Raw genomic sequence first — 16,969 nt, forward strand, 5'->3', positions numbered from 1 at the left:
GGCACATCTGTCACACCTTTCCCTGCCGACCCGCACGTGCCGTCCCCCGGGCGTCACCGTCCCATCGCCGAGGACCCACGCTGCCTTCGCACCGTCTCCCCCGCCTGCCCGGCCAGGTCGCCCTGCCCGAGCAGAAGGGTGCCTCCCGGTCCCCGGCCCGCCTGGAGCCGTTCAACGCGGCACCGGCCGACGCCGTCGAGCAGACGCTGCTCAGCTGCCTGCGCAGCCCGCGCTGGGCCCGGCGCCTGTCCGAGCACCGGCCCTACCCCGACCTGGGCGCACTGCTCGCCGCGGCCGACGAGGCCGCGTACGACCTGACCGCCGCCGACCTCGCCGAGGCGCTGGCGGGCGAGTCGCTGACGGTCCTGCCCGAGGGTGCCTACTCCGCCGCCCACACCGCCCTCCGCGCCGCGCACGCCGCGTACGAGAGCCGTTTCGGGCATGTCTTCGTGATCTGCCTGGACGACTTCGCCCCCGACGAGGCCCTCGACCAGGTACTGGCCGGAATCCGCTCCCGGCTCGGCAACGACCCGGAGGAGGAGCGGGTCCTGGCGGCCGAGGAACTCAGGCGACTCGCCCGTGGCCGGATTGCGCGTCTTGTCCACATTTTCGAAGGCCCCGACGACCCGGGCGCCCCAGGCGCCGCACGCCCGGAATCGGCGGATTCGGGCCGACCTGATAGCCCGTACGTGCCTGTTTGATTGCCTGTTTGATCACACAGACGGGCCCGCTGTAAGCGTTCCGACAACTCGTCGCTACGATGGCCGGGGCCGGTGGACCGTACCCGGCCGGGCCCGTCCGACACAGAAGCCGGCGCGGCCCCAATCCCCGCTCCCGGAGGGTTCTTCCGTGCCGGCTGGAACGCTGTACCGCGGCCGGGAAGGAATGTGGTCCTGGGTGGCTCATCGAGTCACCGGCGTCCTCATCTTCTTCTTCCTGTTCGTACACGTCCTGGACACCGCTCTCGTCCGTGTCTCCCCCGAGGACTACGACAAGGTCGTGTCCACGTACAAGACCCCGATCGTCGCGCTGCTGGAGTACGGCCTCGTGGCCGCCATCCTCTTCCACGCGCTGAACGGCCTGCGTGTCATCGCCGTCGACTTCTGGTCGAAGGGCCCGCGCTACCAGAAGCAGATGCTCTGGTCCGTCGTCGGTATCTGGGTCGTGCTGATGGCCGGGGCGCTGTACCCGGTCCTCGGTCACGCATTCCGCGAAGTATTCGGGAGCTGACGCCGATGTCCACTGAGACCACCACCTCCGGTATCGGCCCCGTCGAGGGCGCCTCGCTGTACAGCGTCGACAACCCGGCGCCCCTCATCGAGGCCCCGCGCAAGCGGACCCAGAAGACCCCGAAGTCGACCCGTGGCAACTTCGAGATGTACGGCTGGCTCTTCATGCGCCTGTCCGGCATCGTCCTGGTCGTCCTGGTCATCGGCCACCTGCTCATCCAGCTCGTCCTCGACGGCGGCGTGTCCAAGATCGGTTTCGCCTTCGTGGCCGGCCGCTGGGCGTCCCCGTGGTGGCAGGCCTGGGACCTGGCCATGCTGTGGCTCGCCATGCTGCACGGCGCCAACGGCCTGCGCACGGTCATCAACGACTACGCCGAGCGCACGACGTCCCGGCTGTGGCTCAAGGGCCTGCTCTACACCGCCACGGTGTTCACCATCCTGCTGGGCACGCTGGTGATCTTCACCTTCGACCCGAACATCCGCTAGGCACGGGGCTGCGAGAATCATGAAGATCCACAAGTACGACACCGTCATCGTCGGCGCCGGCGGCGCCGGCATGCGCGCCGCCATCGAGGCGACGAAGCGCAGCCGCACCGCCGTCCTGACGAAGCTCTACCCGACCCGCTCCCACACGGGCGCCGCGCAGGGCGGCATGGCCGCCGCGCTGGCCAACGTGGAGGAGGACAACTGGGAGTGGCACACCTTCGACACGGTCAAGGGCGGTGACTACCTGGTCGACCAGGACGCCGCCGAAATCCTGGCGAAGGAGGCCATCGACTCCGTCCTCGACCTGGAGAAGATGGGCCTGCCGTTCAACCGCACCCCGGACGGCACCATCGACCAGCGCCGCTTCGGCGGTCACTCCCGCAACCACGGCGAGGCCCCGGTCCGCCGGTCCTGCTACGCCGCGGACCGCACCGGCCACATGATCCTCCAGACGCTGTACCAGAACTGCGTCAAGGAGGGCGTGGAGTTCTTCAACGAGTTCTACGTCCTGGACCAGCTGATCACCGAGGTCGACGGCGTCAAGGTCTCCGCGGGCGTCGTGGCCTACGAACTGGCGACCGGCGAGATCCACGTCTTCCAGGCGAAGGCCGTGATCTACGCGTCCGGCGGCACCGGCAAGTTCTTCAAGGTGACGTCCAACGCGCACACCCTGACCGGTGACGGCCAGGCCGCCGTGTACCGGCGCGGGCTGCCGCTGGAGGACATGGAGTTCTTCCAGTTCCACCCGACCGGCATCTGGCGCATGGGCATCCTGCTGACGGAGGGCGCCCGCGGTGAGGGCGGCATCCTCCGCAACAAGGACGGCGAGCGCTTCATGGAGAAGTACGCGCCGGTCATGAAGGACCTCGCGTCCCGTGACGTCGTCTCGCGCTCCATCTACACGGAAATCCGTGAGGGCCGCGGCTGCGGTCCCGAGGGCGACCACGTCTACCTCGACCTCACGCACCTCCCGCCGGAGCAGCTCGACGCGAAGCTGCCGGACATCACCGAGTTCGCGCGGACCTACCTCGGCATCGAGCCCTACACGGACCCGATCCCGATCCAGCCCACCGCGCACTACGCCATGGGCGGCATCCCGACCAACGTCCAGGGTGAGGTCCTCGCGGACAACACCACGGTCGTCCCGGGCCTGTACGCCGCCGGCGAGGTCGCCTGCGTCTCGGTGCACGGCGCCAACCGCCTGGGCACCAACTCGCTGCTCGACATCAACGTGTTCGGCAAGCGGGCCGGTATCGCCGCCGCCGAGTACTCGGCCAGGGCCGAGTACGTCGAGCTGCCCGAGGACCCGGCCTCGCTGGTCGTCTCCCAAGTGGAGCGGCTGCGCAGCTCCACGGGCACCGAGCGGGTCTCCGACATCCGCCGGGAACTCCAGGAGTGCATGGACGCCAACGTGATGGTGTTCCGCACCGAGCAGACGATCAAGACGGCGGTCGAGAAGATCGCGGAGCTGCGCGAGCGCTACCGCAACGTCTCGATCCAGGACAAGGGCAAGCGGTACAACACGGACCTGCTGGAGGCCGTCGAGCTGGGCAACCTGCTCGACCTGGCCGAGGTCATGGCCGTCTCCGCGCTCGCCCGCAAGGAGTCGCGCGGCGGTCACTACCGCGAGGACTACCCGAGCCGCGACGACGTCAACTTCATGCGCCACACCATGGCGTACCGCGAGGTCGGCGACGACGGCACCGAGTCCATCCGTCTCGACTACAAGCCGGTCGTCCAGACCCGCTACCAGCCGATGGAGCGTAAGTACTGATGGCTACCCCGACCCTCGACAAGGCGGACAGCGCCGGCAAGCCCGAGGCGGGCTTCGCCGATTCCCCCTACATCACCGCCACCTTCCGGATCCGCCGGTACAACCCGGAGATCTCGGCCGAGGCGACCTGGGAAGACTTCCAGCTGGAGATCGACCCGAAGGAGCGTGTCCTCGACGCCCTCCACAAGATCAAGTGGGACCTCGACGGCACGCTGACGTTCCGCCGGTCCTGCGCGCACGGCATCTGCGGCTCGGACGCCATGCGGATCAACGGCAAGAACCGTCTCGCCTGCAAGACGCTGATCAAGGACATCAACCCCGAGAAGCCGATCACGGTCGAGGCCATCAAGGGCCTGACGGTGCTCAAGGACCTCGTGGTCGACATGGACCCGTTCTTCCAGGCGTACCGCGACGTGATGCCCTTCCTCATCACGAAGGAGACGAACGAGCCCACGCGCGAGCGTCTGCAGTCGGCCGAGGACCGCGAGCGGTTCGACGACACGACCAAGTGCATCCTGTGCGCCGCGTGCACGTCCTCGTGCCCGGTGTTCTGGAACGACGGCCAGTACTTCGGTCCGGCCGCCATCGTGAACGCGCACCGCTTCATCTTCGACTCGCGTGACGACGCGGGCGAGCAGCGCCTGGAGATCCTCAACGACAAGGACGGTGTGTGGCGCTGCCGCACGACGTTCAACTGCACGGACGCCTGCCCGCGCGGTATCGAGGTCACCAAGGCGATCCAGGAAGTCAAGCGCGCGCTGATCACGCGCCGCATCTGACCTCCCGGCCGAGCCCGGTCCGAGGCCCCGTTCCCTTCCCGGGAGCGGGGCCTTCGGCGTTCGGGGGCGTGCGGGGGCCCGGCTACAGCTGGCTCAGGATCGTCGGGTCGGTGATCTTCAGGTCGTCCGCCAGCAGCATCGCCTTGCTCAGCACGACGGCCAGCGTCCGGTCGCCCTCGAAGGGCAGGTAGCCGGAGCCGCCGGTGCCCGCCTTCGGGACGATGCACAGGTACTGGTCGTTCGGGCTGCGCAGGATGTTGCCCGAGCCGAGGTGGATCTTGTACTGGTGGCGGTCGCCCGCGACGTGCAGGAAGCGGCCCTCCAGACGGCAGCGGTCCGCGATCGCCAGCCGGGGTATCAGGCGTTCGAGGAGCGCCCGGCGGGTCTCGGCGCTCTGGTTCAGCTCGCCGAAGCCGTACGAGGTCCAGTACTCGCGGAAGCGGCCGCCGGGGCCGCCGTCCTGCCAGGTCGGGTCGTTGCCGACGCTGGCGACACCGACGAACAGGTCGACGTCGCGCAGCACCTCGGAGAGCACCAGGGGCGGGATGTCGGTGAGCGGCAGCGGTTCCACGGGCTCCTCGCCGTCGCGCAGCCACATGCGGTACTCGCCGCCGCCGCAGTGCGCCGAGTTCTCCGGGGCGCCGATCGGGTAGAAGCGCACCTGGTCGGTGCGCAGCCGCAGATAGCTGCCCGACTCGGTGGTGTCGACGCCGTACTCCTCGCCCTCGCCCTCGATCCAGTACTCGGCGCGCAGTCCCCACTGAGGCAGCTCCCGGGTGGCGGGCGGCGCCTCGTCGTCCACGCACAGCCGCAGTTTGTCGCGCCAGCCGCGGACGGCGGCGAGGGAGTGGAACTGGTGCTGGCGCAGGACGTGCGCGGCGAACCGGTTCGAGTACGTGCCCGTGGCGCGCTCGGCGTCGGTGAGCAGGTACACCTCGCGGTGCGCCTGCTTGAAGGGCTGGGTGACCGCGTGGCGCTCCAGCCAGTCCCGCCAGGCGACGACCTCGGCGGGATCGCGGTCCACGGGGTGCCACAGCTCGACGCGCTCGCCTGTGGTGACCGGGGTGTCGGTCAGCGTGCGCAGCTCGCCGTCGGCGAATCCGACGGGGGTGCCGTCGACGGTCCAGATGAGCCGGCGGGCGAGCGTGCCGACGAGGGGGTGGTCCAGGTAGCGCTCGCGCCAGGGGCCGTAGGTCCAGGTGCGGCGGGCGAGGAACTGCCGGTCGAGGCGCTCGCTCTGCGCCGACAGCATCTTGTCGATGTCCTTGACCGCGGCCTTCAGCTCCTTGAGCTCGTCGGCGTGGTCGCGCCGGACGGCGGCCGGGACGGTCTTCACCGGGGTGCCCGCGGCGTTGTGCCAGCTCAGCAGGGCCCGGGTGCCCCGCACACCGATCACCGCGGTGGCCTCGCCGAGGCGCAGCTCGGCGCCGCCGACCTCGGTGAGCCCGTACGCCGGGACGGCCAGCTCCTCGATCTCCTCGCGGGGCAGTCCGAGCGCGGTGGCACGCGCCTCCAGGGCGCCGTCGATCAGCTTGGCGGTGTTCTTGTACGTCACCCTCGTGGCGAGCCGGGCCAGTTCGGCGAGGGCGGCCTCGCTGTCGACGCGGGCCAGGGCGACGACGCCGGCGTTCGCGACCTTGGGGTTGCGGGGGCCGAGGCCGGCGACCTTCCTCAGGGAGGTCTCGACGAGGGTGCCGAGCGTGCGTGCCGTCTCGGGGTGCGGGGGCAGCAGGGAGAGCAGCCAGGCGAGTCCCCGCAGGGCGTTGGCGTTGTACGGGTCGTAGGCGCTGTTGACGTCGGGCCCGTACGGCCCGTTGTCCAGCGGGAAGGTCCGGGGGCGGCCGACGAGCGCCAGCCAGGGCAGCACGGCGGCGCGCACGCGGTCCGCGCCGAGGGCGTCGACCAGCGCGCGGGCCCGCTTGTCCCACTTGGCTGTGGGCTTGGAGGCGGTGGCGGTCGCGGCGTGGGCGAGGAGGGCGTGCCAGGGCCCGTCCGGGCCGTCGTCGTGCCGCATCGCGTGTTCGGCCCATTCCTCGCCGACGTTGAGGACGGGCTCGGTGAGCCGTCCGGCCAGTTCGGTGAGGCCGGGCGCGCGGTAGGCCTCCAGGGCGGAGCGACGGTAGACGGCGACGACCGCCGGGGGCAGTGCGCGGCCTGCGGCCAGCTCGGCCTCGGCGAGGACGTCGAGGCGGGAGCCGTACCAGACCGAGTGCTGTCCGCCGATGCGCTCCAGTTCCTTGAGCCGCTCCGTGGCGAGGGGGTCGCCGGGCAGGTCCTGGGCGACGACGTCGATCAGGGTGAGCAGGTTGCGGCGGGCGTCCGAGTCCTCGCCGAGCGAGTGGTACCGCTCGGCCAGGGCGCCGGCGAGGCGGACGCGGTCCTCCCGGGGCAGGTCCCGCAGGGCGTCGGTGATCTCGGTCCAGAGCCCGCCCCAGTGCCCCTTGGCGGCGACGGCGGCTTTCAGCGCCTCGTCGGCCAGCTTCCCCATGTTCCCGTCGGCGGCGTGCGCGCGGACGCGCTCCGCGTACGTGTTCGTCCGCACGGCTGTCAGCCCCCCACCAGCGCGACGAGCTTCAGGAAGGTGACCTCGGTGCCGAGCACGAGGTCGATCTCCTCGTCGGGGCCGGTGACCTGGCGGTCCCCCACGAGCACCAGGAAGCCGTTGCCCGCGAACGCCTTCAGCGCCAGCGCCGTCTGCGCCTCGGGGTCTATCCGCCGGGGCGTGCGCAGCGCGTAGCCGTTCAGGACGCGCTCGGTGTCCTCGGGCTGCACCAGCCCCTGGAACACCCGCGGCATGCGCGCGTTGTACTCGGCGACCTCCTGGAAGACCCGCCGCCGGATCAGCTCACCCACCGTGAGCCGCTCCTCGGCGATCTCGATCCCCCAGCCCGCCCCGCGATCCCCACTGGTCGTCTCGTCGACGATCGTCACCGTTGCCATGGGGAGGACAGTAGGCGGGGGGTCTGACAACGGGTCACCCGACCGGTGCCGGGGCGGCCTGCCCGGTGTTGGGGCGGCCTGCCCGGCGCCGCTCCTCAGCCCTCGTACACCTGGGCCACGCACAGCCCCTCGCGGTCCGCGAGGCCGTACAGCTTCCAGAGGTCGTCCAGGGACTCCCGCAGATCGTCGAGGTAACCCGCCGGAATTCCCCCTCGAAGGATGCCGGAAAGCACCTCCGGGGCGCTCTGCATCACTTCGTGCGCACTCACCGAGGAAAGGAAGCGGGCGATCCGCGCCACCTCTTCCACGGGCACGAACGTGCAGACGGTTCCCGCACCGTCGTCCCCGAGAACGTTCTCCCCGGACACGGCGGCAAGCACTTCGTCCCCTGCGCCGGCACGGACGAGCAGCTGCTCCACCACGCCCGAGTCCTCACCGAGGTCGCACAGTCCGGCGGCCTCCTCGGACTCGAGGGCGTAATGGCGGGACATCACGTGCTCGAACCCACTGTCGACCTCCCGCGGCGGAAGGGGAAACAGCGAAACGTTCATCACTCAGCGCCTTTCGAGCGGATCCTCGCCAGAGGCTAACCGCGCCCTCCGCCATGTCGGTGACCGGTGGGTCGCGCTTCCTGGGGAAGTACGGATGCCGTTTTAGCCTGACGGCATGTCAGATGACGAGTCGTACGAGCTGCTCGGTTTCGACAATGTGGTGCTGCCCGTCGGGAATCTCGGCGAGGCGGTGGGCTTCTACGAGCGGGCCGGGTTCCCCGTGGCCTTCCGGCTCGACGAGGCCGGGATCGCGCTGCTGAAGGTGGGCAAGGAGACGCCCGGCCTGCTGCTGCGCCTGGACGAGGAGCTGAGCCACCGCCAGCCGCCGTGGGCCACGCCCCGGGTGTGGCTGGAGGTGCGGGACGCGCGGGCCACGGCCGACGCGCTCGCCGCGGCCGGCATCCAGCCCCTGGACGCGCCCTTCCCGGGGGCGACCGGCTGGACCGTGGAGATCGCCGACCCGTGGGGCAACGTCATCGGCTTCACGGACTACGGCAAGCGCCCCGAACTCGCGCGCACCGTACAGCCGTAGCCGGGAGCCACGACGGACCCCCACCCTGACTTGAACATGTTCAAAAGCAGGTCTACAGTCGTGCACGACAACGTTTTGAACGTGTTCAACAAGGGGTGGGGATCATGGATCTCACAGTCGTCGCGTACGTCATCTACCTGCTGGTCAGCATCGCTCTGACCGTCTGGGTGGCACGCACGCTCAGCCACAACGGGCGGATCTTCCTCGCCGACGTGCTGCACGGGAACGAGAAGCTCGCCGACGCGGTCAACCACCTGCTGGTGGTCGGCTTCTACCTGGTCAACCTGGGCTTCGTCGCCCTCTACCTGAACCAGGACGACGAGATCGCCGACGCCCGCGGGATCTTCGAGGCCCTGTCGACCAAGCTAGGCGTGGTGCTGCTGGTCCTCGGGGTCATGCACCTGGGCAACGTGTTCGTCCTGAACAAGATCCGCCGCCGGGGTGTCATGGAGCGGGAGCAGCTCCCGCCCGTCGCGCCGCAGGAGTGGGTCGCCCCCTCGGCCGGGATGTGAGCGGGGTGAACCCGACGGCCACCGCCGCCGGTCCGGCCCGGGACGCCTCGCGCGTCCCGGTCCGCGGGCTCACGGTCCTGTACGACGCCCGGTGCGGGCTGTGCTCGTTCCTGCGCGACTGGCTGGTGCGCCAGCCGCAGCTGGTGCCGCTGCGGCTGGTCCCCGCCGGCTCCGAGGAGGCGCGCCGCCGCTTCCCCGGCCTCGACCACCGGGCCACCCTCGAGGAGATCACCGTCATCGGGGACGCCGGCCAGCTCTACCGCGGCTCCGCCGCCTGGGTCGTCTGCCTCTGGGCACTGCGCGACCACCGGCCGCTCGCCCACCGCCTCAGCACACCGGCCGGGGCGCAGCTCGCCAAGGGCGCGATGCTGGCCGCCGCGAAGTGGCGCCGCACGCACCGGGGCGGCGCCGACGGCTGGGGCGGCCGGGCCTACCACGGGAGCGACGGATGGGCGTACGACCCGAAGGACGGCTGGGTCTACACCCCGCCCGCCTGTGACGGCGGCGCCTGCGCCACTCGTTAGGCTCTGTTCCCGTGCCAGCAGCGAACGACAGCCCCGGATCCGACGCGGCCCCCGCCCCCGGCGGGGGCCCCGGCAAGCGCTCCGCCCCGGGCCCGGACAAGGGCCCGGCCAAGAGCGAGCAGACCCGTGCGCTGATCCTGGAGACGGCGCTGCGCCTGTTCCAGGAGCGCGGGTACGACAAGACGACCATGCGGGCCATCGCCAAGGAGGCCGGTGTCTCGGTCGGCAACGCCTACTACTACTTCGCCGGCAAGGAGCACCTGATCCAGGGCTTCTACGACCGGATCGGGGTCGAGCACCAGGTGGCGGTGGGGCCCGTCCTGGAGCGGGAGAAGGACCTGGAGGCGCGGATCGCCGGGGTGCTGAAGGCGTGGCTGGACGTGGCCGAGCCGTACCACGAGTTCGCGGCGCAGTTCTTCAAGAACGCCGCCGACCCCGACAGCCCGCTCAGCCCCTTCTCCCCGGAGTCGCAGGGCCCGCGCGAGGCCGCCATCGCCATGCACCGGCAGGTGCTCGCCGGTTCGAAGGCGAAGGTCCCCGACGAGCTGCGGGACGTGCTGCCGGAGCTGATGTGGCTCTCCCAGATGGGCCTCGTCCTGTACTGGGTCTTCGACCGCACGGAGGGACGCGAGCGCAGCTACCGGCTGGCCGAGCGCGGGGCACGGCTCACCACGCGGGGCGTCTCGCTGGCGCGGTTCCGGGTGCTGCGCCCCCTCGTCCACGAGGTGCACGAGCTGTTCACGGACTTCCTGCCGGGGATGACCCGGGTGCTGCCGGACCCGGGGGCCAGGGCGCGGAAATCCGGGGACGCGGATCCGCCGGACGATGCGGGTGAGCCTCCTGTGACGTGAGCGGCGCGCCGCCGGGCACGGGCGCGAGACGTGCGCGTCCCGTGCCCGGGCCCGGCGGCGCGTCCGCCTCTAGTTCACCGCGTCCACCTCGTCCGACGAGGCCAGCTCCACGTCGTGCACCAGCGGTTCACCGGTGACGACGACGTGGTGGGCGCGGGAGCCGTACGAGGCCGCGGTCGCCGCCAGCAGGTACGTCCCCGGCGAGGGCACCGACACGATGTAGGAGCCGTCGGCGAGCGAGTGCACCCGGTCCAGCCGGCGTCCGCCCTTGGAGAGCAGGGTGAGGACCGCGCCGTCGACCAGTTCGCCGTCGGCGTCGCGGACGAGGCCGTGGACGACCGTCGCCCCTCCCCCGCCGGCCCGCGGCTCCGGCTCGGCCTCCTCGCGGGGCTCGACCGCCAGATGCGGCAGGCGCTTGTCGAGCCCGGCCGGCAGCCACCAGTTCGAGCGGCCGAGCAGGTGCATCGCGGCCGGCACCAGGGCCGTACGGAGGATGAAGGCGTCCAGGGCGACGGCGGCGGCCAGTCCGATGCCCGCCATGGCGCCCTCCGTGTCGCCGCTCAGGACGAACGCGGAGAACACGCAGATCATGATCAGGGCCGCGCAGTTGATGACCCGGCTGGTCTCGGCGAGGCCGACGCGGACCGCGCGCGCGTTGTCCTTGGTGTGCACCCACTCCTCGTGCATCCGGCTGACCAGGAACACCTGGTAGTCCATCGAGAGGCCGAACAGGAGCGACAGCATGATCACCGGGAGGAAGGAGGTGATCGGGCCCTCCTTGCCGAAGCCGATGGCCTCCACCCCCCAGCCCCACTGGAAGACCGCGACCAGGACACCGAAGGACGCGGCGGCCGCGATCAGGTTCATCAGGGCGGCCGTCAGCGGGACGACCAGGGAGCGGAAGGCGACGAGCAGCAGCAGGAAGCCGAGCGCGATGATCGTCGCGACGAAGTAGGGCAGCCGGTCCCCGGTCACGGACGCGAAGTCCTTGAAGACGGCCGTGACCCCGCCGACGTACGCCTCGGTCCCGGACCCGGGGATCACCTCGTCGCGCAGCTCGTCGATGAGCCGGTCCGTGTCCTCGGACTGCGGGGAGGTCTCGGGCACGACCTGGATGACGGTGATGCCCCGCGCGGGCGGCGCCGCGGCCACCTGCGCCACCCCGTCGGTCGCCTCGATCGCCGACACCAGACCGGCGGCGTCACCGCGCTCCACGACGACCTGGAGTGGTCCGTTGAAGCCGGGTCCGAAGCCCTCGGCGAGCAGGTCGTAGGCCTGCCGGGTCGTCGTGGACGCCGGCTGGTTGCCCTGGTCGCTGGTGCCGAGGCGCAGCGACAGCACGGGGACGGCCAGCGCGGCCATCACGACGACGGCCACCAGCGCCGTCGAACGGGGGCGGCGCTGGACGTACGCCGACCAGCGGGCCGCGAGACCGCTCGCCTCGTGCGACTCCGGCCCGGTCTCGGCGAGCCGGCGGCGCTGGCGGCGGCTGAGGACCTTCATCCCGAGCAGGCCGAGCAGCGCGGGCAGCAGGGTGGTGGCCGCGAGCACGCTCAGGACGACAGTCAGGGAGGTCGCGATGACGACGCCGTCCAGGAAGCGCATGTTCATCACCAGCATGCCGGCGAGCGCGATGCAGACGGTGCCGCCCGCGAACAGCACGGCGCGGCCCGAGGTGTTGAGGGCGGTGACCGCCGCGTCCTCGGGGGCGGCACCGCGCAGGATGCCCCGCCGGTGCCGGGTGACGATGAACAGCGCGTAGTCGATGCCGACGCCGAGACCGATCAACGAGCCGAGCAGCGGCGCGACTTCGGGCACGTCGGTGACATGGCTGAGCAGCGTCGTCGACATGAGTCCGGTGCCGACGCCCGCGATCGCGACGACGATCGGCAGCACCATCGCGAAGAGCGCGCCGAAGGCGAGGAAGAGGACCACGGCGGCCGCCGCGATGCCGACGACCTCGGCGAAGCCGGTCGGCGGCTCCTGGATCCGGGTGATCGCCTGGCCGCCCAACTCCACGCTCAGGCCCGCACGTTCGGCCTCCTGGGCGCGGTCCACGACGTCCTGCACCAGCTCCTTGGGGACGGCGTTCGCCTGCTCCTCGAAGGTGACCCGGGCGTAGGCGATCTTCCCGTTCTCACTGATCTGCGCCGCGCCTTCCCGCCCGGCGTAGGGACCGGCGACCTGCCCGACGCCCTCCATGCGGCCGATCTCCGCGAGGGCGGGCTCGATCCGGGACCGTACGGACGCGTCCCGCACCGTGCCCTCGTCGACCTTCCAGACCACCGTGTCGGTGTCGCCCGAGCTCTCCGGGAAGGCCTTCTCCATCAGGTCGAACGCGCGCTTGGAGTCCGTGTCGGGGAGGGAGAAGACGTTCGAGTAGTCGGTACCGGCGGCCGATCCCGCCGCGCCCAGCCCGAACAGGGCCCCCAGCCACAGGAACAGGACCACCAGCCGGTGCCGATAGCACCACCGTGCCAATGTCGTCACGCTCTACGCTCCTTCATCGGGTCCCCCAGGTCCTGAGCCCCCAGGATCCCGGGGCACGCGGTCCCGGCGACACGACACACGCACGACTCTCAAGGAACTCCAAAGCGGGAGCCGCCCCAAGGGCCCACGGCTGTGCGGATACTGGGGGGCATGACCGGACACGAGGGAGCGCCCGCCGCCGAGCACGAGGGCGCGACCGTCCTCGTCGTCGAGGACGAGCCGAGCATCGCGGACGTGCTGGCCATCGCCCTGCGCTACCACCGGTTCACGGTCATGACGGCGGGCACCGTCCGTGAGGCGCTCACCCTCGCTGAGCGCACCCGGCCCGACGCGGCGCTGCTCGACGTGATGCTGCCGGACGGCGACGGGCGGGCGCTGGGCCGCGAACTGCGCGCGCGGCAACCGGATCTGGCGCTCGTCTTCCTCACCGCCCGCGACGCGCCCGCCGAGATCGTCGGCGCGCTCGGCTTCGGCGACGACTACATCACCAAGCCGTTCAACATCGACGAGGTGATCGCCCGGATCACGGCCGTACTGCGCCGCACCCGCTCCGCCGACGTGCTGCCGCAGCGCCCGCCCCTGCGCTACGGCGACCTGGAACTGGACGAGTCGACGTACCGCGTCCACCGCGCGGGGCGCACCGTCGAACTCACCCCGACCGAGTACGCGCTGCTGCGGTTCCTGGTCCGCAACGGCGGCCGGATCGTGCCGAAGGAGCAACTGCTGCGCCACGTCTGGCAGTACGAGCACGCGCCGTCCGAGTCGACGGTCGTGGAGACCTACATCAGCTATCTGCGGCGCAAGCTCGACGCCCTCGGCGCGCCCGTGATCACCACCCGGCGGGGCGTCGGATACGGGCTCGCGTGAGGCTCTGGCGCCCGCGGCACGGGATCCACTCGCTGCGCGGGAAGCTGACGCTGGCGAACGTCGGCCTGCTGGCCCTCGGCATCGTCGTCGCCACCGCCGTGAGCCTGATGGGCATGCGGCACTACCTGCTCGACCAGGTCGACGCCGAGCTGGTCAAGACGCGCTCCTCGCTGGGGAGTTCGCGGCTCACCCTGCGGCAGATCGACTCGCTGGCCGCGCTCTCCATCGTGCGGGACCGCCTCCTCTCACCTACGGACGGTTCACCGGAACCGGACATGATCTTCGCGCTGGCGGACCGCTCGGGCGAGGCCGTCAGCATGGGCGGTTTCGCGCCGACCCGCGGCCAGCGCGACCTCGCCGCCGCGGTGGACGACCCGGGCGGCCTCGCCGCCGGCGCCGAGCCGCGGGACGTCAGCGTGCGCGGCACTCCCTACCGGGCCACCGGCGTGCGGCTGGCCGACGGCTCGTACGTGCTGCTCGCCACCTCGACCGACGGCCTGCACAAGGGCATCGAGAAGGCGCTCCGGCTCGACCTGGCCTTCGGGACGCTGCTCCTGGCACTGCTGGCCGCGCTGACGATGGTCAGCGTGAGCCGCCGGATGCGTCCGCTGGAGGCCATGGTGGAGACCTCGACCGCGATCGCCGAGGGGGACCTGACCCGGCGCGTGCCCTCGAGCCACCACCCGACCCAGGAGGTCGAGCAGCTGCGGCTCGCCCTCAACTCCATGCTCCAGCAGGTCGAATCGGCCTACCGGACGCGGGAGCGCAGCGCGGCCCAGCTGCGCCGGTTCGTCGGGGACGCCTCGCACGAGCTGCGCACCCCGCTGTCGGCGATCCGCGGCTACCTCCAGCTCTACGAGCGGGGGATGCTGGTGAACCCCGAGGAACGGGAGCGGGCCTGGACGCGGGTGAACGCGGAGGCCGACCGCATGGGCCGGCTGGTCGACGAACTCCTCACCCTGGCCCGCCTGGACCAGCGTCCCGAGCTGCGCTTCCGGAGCGTGGACCTGAGCGCCCTGGTGCGGGACGCGGCCGAGGATCTGCGGGCCCAGCAGCCGGACCGGCCGGTGAGCGTGGACGCCGAGGGCACGATCCTGGTGCGGGCCGACGAGTCCGGGCTGCGGCAGGTCCTCGGCAACCTGGTGGGCAACGTACGGACCCACACGCCCGCCGGGGTGCCGGTGCGGCTGGGGCTGGAGCGCGCGGACGGGGCGGTGCGGCTGTGCGTCGCGGACGAGGGGCCGGGGCTCGCGGAGGACGACGCGGCGCGGGTCTTCGACCGCTTCTTCCGGGCGGGCGGCGGAGCGGGCAGCGGCCTCGGGATGTCCATCGTGCAGGGCGTGGTGGCGGCCCACGGCGGCGAGGTGGCGGTGCGTACGGCGCCGGGTGAGGGGCTGGCCGTGACGGTGACCCTGCCGGCCCGGCCCCACGACCCCTGCCCCGCGTAGCCCGCTGGGGCCGGCGCGGGTCAGGGAGGCCGGCACAGGACGGACCTGCCGGGCCGCCCCACGGCCCCTGCCCCGCCTAGCCCGGAGGGTCCACCCCAGGCCCGGGAGGCCGGCCCGTGCACAGGACGGACCCTGCCGGACCGCCCCACGGCCCCTGCCCCGCCTAGCCCCGGGGGCCGCCCCGGCTCCGGTGGCCGGCCCGGGCACCGGACGTCACCGCCCGGTCCGCCTCCGTCCTCTGAACCCGCGCCGGTTCAGGGCGCCGTCACGCGGGCCCGGTCACGCCTGCTTCGACGCCAGTTCCACGACGGTGATGTCGGAGGGGGCGCCCACCCGGACCGGCGGCCCCCAGGCCCCCGCGCCGCGGGAGACGTAGAGCTGGGTGTCGCCGTACCGCTCCAGGCCCGCGACCGTGGGGTTGGCGAGTTCGGCGACGAAGTTGCCGGGCCAGAGCTGGCCGCCGTGCGTGTGGCCGGAGAGCTGGAGGTCCACGCCGTGCTCGACCGCGTCGTGGATCTGCACCGGCTGGTGGGCCAGGAGCACGCACGCGCGTGCCGGGTCCCGGTCCCCGAGGGCCTTCGCGAAGTCCGGCCCCTGCCCCTCGCTCTCGCCCTGCACGTCGTTCACGCCCGCGAGATCGAAGCCGGCCAGCTCCGTGCGCGCGTTCTCCAGCGGGTGCAGGCCCAGTTCGCGGACCTCGCGGACCCACTGCTCGGCCCCGGAGAAGTACTCGTGGTTGCCGGTGACGAAGTAGGCGCCGTGGCGCGCCCGCAGGCGGGCCAGGGGCGCCGCGGCCGGCCCGAGGTCCTTGACGCTGCCGTCGACCAGGTCGCCCACGACGGCGATGAGGTCGGGCTGCGTCGCGTTGATCGTGTCGACGACCCGGGCGCAGAAGTCCCGCCCGAGCACGGGCCCGAGGTGGATGTCGCTGACCACGGCGATCCGGAACCCGTGGGCGGCGCGCGGCAGTTTGGCCAGTGGGACGGTGACCCGCTTGACGGCGGGCCCGCGCAGGACGCCGTACGTCCCGTACCCCACGGTGCCCACGGCGACGGCCGCCGCCGCGCCGCCCACGACACGCGAGACGAACAGCCGCCGCGAAGGGCCGTCGCCCGACCGGTCCTTCGCGCCCTCGGAAGCCGGCGCGCCGGAGGTGTCCTCGGGGGCCGGCTCCGTACCGGAACCGGAGCGGGGAAGGGCGCCGCGTGGGGACCCGGGTCCTCCGACTGCCGCCGGTTCGGCGGGCTCGGCGGTGGCCGGCGCGTCCGGGTCCGTCTGCGCGGCGGGCCGGTCGTCGTCGGGCCGCGCTCCGCCGCCCGTGCCCGCGGGCGTCCGCCGGGCGGCCGCCCGGCGCAGCAGCGGGCGGACGAACTCGCCCGCGACCAGCGCCAGCAGGAGGTACATCGACAGGGCCATCCACAGGAACCCCGGCCAGGCCAGCACCCGCTGGAGCAGGAACGGCGCCCCGCCCCGCTCGGCGGCCAGACCGGCGAACATCAGCACCGGCCCCGCCACGAACACCGCGGTGCCGGCGCGCCGGGCGGGACCGGGTCCGCGGGTGGTGTCGCGGACCAGGCGGCGCCACGCGTACCAGTGCAGCGCGCCGAACGCGGCCAGCACGGCCGCCCCGATCAGCACGAAGACGATGACCATGACGCCGTACCCCCCGCAGTTCCCTCAGTCATGAAGATCCGACCCGTCGGTCAGCGCGGCCCGCGGGCCTTATGGCGTCCGGCGCAATGCCCGCAGGCCGCGCAACCCGATGCCCCCGACGATCGTCCCCAATGCAAAGGAGACGACGGCCAGAGTCAGGTGCACCCAGAAGTACGCCGTGGGGTCGCCGTCGTCGAAGGCGAGCCCGCTGCCGTCCGCGGCGAGATTTTTGACGAAAGTGATCCAGATGACCCAGCTCCACACCCCGAAGGCGAGCAGGAACCAGGAGACGGGGCGGCTGAGCTTCATGCGTTCAGTATCGCCGCCGCCGAA

General features: G+C 72.0%; 17 protein-coding genes. 11 read left to right on the forward strand and 6 right to left on the reverse strand.

All coding sequences use genetic code 11. The features are described 5' to 3' along the window. Window positions 1-104 precede the first annotated feature (104 nt). The 5 genes from ACFYQQ_RS11825 to ACFYQQ_RS11845 all read left to right on the forward strand — a co-directional run bounded on the left by ACFYQQ_RS11825 (window position 105) and on the right by ACFYQQ_RS11845 (window position 4,268). Window positions 105-701, forward strand: coding sequence for a 2-oxo-4-hydroxy-4-carboxy-5-ureidoimidazoline decarboxylase (locus ACFYQQ_RS11825; RefSeq protein ID WP_388904408.1), 597 nt, complete (start codon window positions 105-107; stop codon window positions 699-701). Window positions 702-849: 148 nt separating this feature from the next. After that, a complete protein-coding gene (gene sdhC / locus ACFYQQ_RS11830; RefSeq protein ID WP_121405616.1) occupies window positions 850-1,230 on the forward strand; it encodes a succinate dehydrogenase, cytochrome b556 subunit in 381 nt (126 codons plus the stop codon). Window positions 1,231-1,235: 5 nt separating this feature from the next. Then, window positions 1,236-1,715: a succinate dehydrogenase hydrophobic membrane anchor subunit gene (locus tag ACFYQQ_RS11835; protein ID WP_355788557.1), complete on the forward strand. Its 480-nt coding sequence runs from the start codon at window positions 1,236-1,238 to the stop codon at window positions 1,713-1,715. Between the two features lie 19 nt (window positions 1,716-1,734). Continuing rightward, window positions 1,735-3,489: a succinate dehydrogenase flavoprotein subunit gene (gene sdhA, locus ACFYQQ_RS11840; protein ID WP_355788560.1), complete on the forward strand. Its 1,755-nt coding sequence runs from the start codon at window positions 1,735-1,737 to the stop codon at window positions 3,487-3,489. Next, complete coding sequence (locus tag ACFYQQ_RS11845) at window positions 3,489-4,268, forward strand: succinate dehydrogenase iron-sulfur subunit (protein ID WP_355788563.1); 780 nt, start codon at window positions 3,489-3,491, stop codon at window positions 4,266-4,268. The genes sdhA and ACFYQQ_RS11845 overlap by 1 nt, the downstream gene beginning before the upstream one ends. An 82-nt stretch (window positions 4,269-4,350) precedes the next feature. Here the strand turns inward: ACFYQQ_RS11845 and ACFYQQ_RS11850 are convergent, their stop codons facing one another. The 3 genes from ACFYQQ_RS11850 to ACFYQQ_RS11860 form a co-directional block, all read right to left on the reverse strand. After that, a complete protein-coding gene (locus tag ACFYQQ_RS11850; protein ID WP_388904410.1) occupies window positions 4,351-6,756 on the reverse strand; it encodes a DUF4132 domain-containing protein in 2,406 nt (801 codons plus the stop codon). A gap of 59 nt (window positions 6,757-6,815) precedes the next feature. Continuing rightward, the gene (locus ACFYQQ_RS11855) at window positions 6,816-7,208 is read right to left on the reverse strand and encodes a hypothetical protein (protein ID WP_355792956.1); all 393 of its coding nucleotides are present in this window, start codon (window positions 7,206-7,208) and stop codon (window positions 6,816-6,818) included. A 95-nt stretch (window positions 7,209-7,303) separates the two neighbouring features. Next, a complete protein-coding gene (locus tag ACFYQQ_RS11860) occupies window positions 7,304-7,759 on the reverse strand; it encodes a DUF1877 family protein (RefSeq protein ID WP_355792958.1) in 456 nt (151 codons plus the stop codon). A gap of 115 nt (window positions 7,760-7,874) precedes the next feature. Here ACFYQQ_RS11860 and ACFYQQ_RS11865 point away from each other — a divergent pair, with 115 nt between their 5' ends. The 4 genes from ACFYQQ_RS11865 to ACFYQQ_RS11880 all read left to right on the forward strand — a co-directional run bounded on the left by ACFYQQ_RS11865 (window position 7,875) and on the right by ACFYQQ_RS11880 (window position 10,178). After that, window positions 7,875-8,291, forward strand: coding sequence for a VOC family protein (locus ACFYQQ_RS11865; RefSeq protein WP_355792960.1), 417 nt, complete (start codon window positions 7,875-7,877; stop codon window positions 8,289-8,291). A gap of 104 nt (window positions 8,292-8,395) precedes the next feature. After that, entirely contained in the window at window positions 8,396-8,803 is a 408-nt protein-coding gene (locus ACFYQQ_RS11870; RefSeq protein ID WP_355792962.1) for a hypothetical protein, read from the forward strand. Then, window positions 8,800-9,327: a thiol-disulfide oxidoreductase DCC family protein gene (locus tag ACFYQQ_RS11875; RefSeq protein ID WP_388904322.1), complete on the forward strand. Its 528-nt coding sequence runs from the start codon at window positions 8,800-8,802 to the stop codon at window positions 9,325-9,327. Before ACFYQQ_RS11870 ends, ACFYQQ_RS11875 begins: the two co-directional genes overlap by 4 nt. An 11-nt stretch (window positions 9,328-9,338) precedes the next feature. Further along, window positions 9,339-10,178 (forward strand): TetR/AcrR family transcriptional regulator, encoded by an 840-nt coding sequence (locus tag ACFYQQ_RS11880; protein WP_388904324.1) that lies wholly within the window; start codon window positions 9,339-9,341, stop codon window positions 10,176-10,178. 69 nt (window positions 10,179-10,247) lie between these two features. Here ACFYQQ_RS11880 and ACFYQQ_RS11885 read toward each other — a convergent pair whose 3' ends face one another. Next, complete coding sequence (locus ACFYQQ_RS11885; RefSeq protein WP_355787292.1) at window positions 10,248-12,659, reverse strand: MMPL family transporter; 2,412 nt, start codon at window positions 12,657-12,659, stop codon at window positions 10,248-10,250. Between the two features lie 159 nt (window positions 12,660-12,818). Here ACFYQQ_RS11885 and ACFYQQ_RS11890 point away from each other — a divergent pair, with 159 nt between their 5' ends. Together ACFYQQ_RS11890 and ACFYQQ_RS11895 are read left to right on the forward strand one after the other, a co-directional pair. Continuing rightward, window positions 12,819-13,535, forward strand: coding sequence for a response regulator transcription factor (locus tag ACFYQQ_RS11890; RefSeq protein ID WP_355787289.1), 717 nt, complete (start codon window positions 12,819-12,821; stop codon window positions 13,533-13,535). Further along, entirely contained in the window at window positions 13,532-14,983 is a 1,452-nt protein-coding gene (locus tag ACFYQQ_RS11895) for a HAMP domain-containing sensor histidine kinase (RefSeq protein ID WP_356243613.1), read from the forward strand. The genes ACFYQQ_RS11890 and ACFYQQ_RS11895 overlap by 4 nt, the downstream gene beginning before the upstream one ends. A 279-nt stretch (window positions 14,984-15,262) precedes the next feature. On the opposite strand, the gene ACFYQQ_RS11900 is transcribed toward ACFYQQ_RS11895, so the two are convergent. Continuing rightward, window positions 15,263-16,636, reverse strand: a complete 1,374-nt coding sequence (locus ACFYQQ_RS11900) for a metallophosphoesterase (RefSeq protein ID WP_355784041.1) — start codon at window positions 16,634-16,636, stop codon at window positions 15,263-15,265. Window positions 16,637-16,705: 69 nt separating this feature from the next. After that, complete coding sequence (locus ACFYQQ_RS11905) at window positions 16,706-16,945, reverse strand: SCO4848 family membrane protein (protein WP_355784038.1); 240 nt, start codon at window positions 16,943-16,945, stop codon at window positions 16,706-16,708. Window positions 16,946-16,969: the final 24 nt, after the last annotated feature.

This window comes from Streptomyces sp. NPDC005496 (genome assembly GCF_042872045.1).
Taxonomy (GTDB): Bacteria; Actinomycetota; Actinomycetes; order Streptomycetales; family Streptomycetaceae; genus Streptomyces.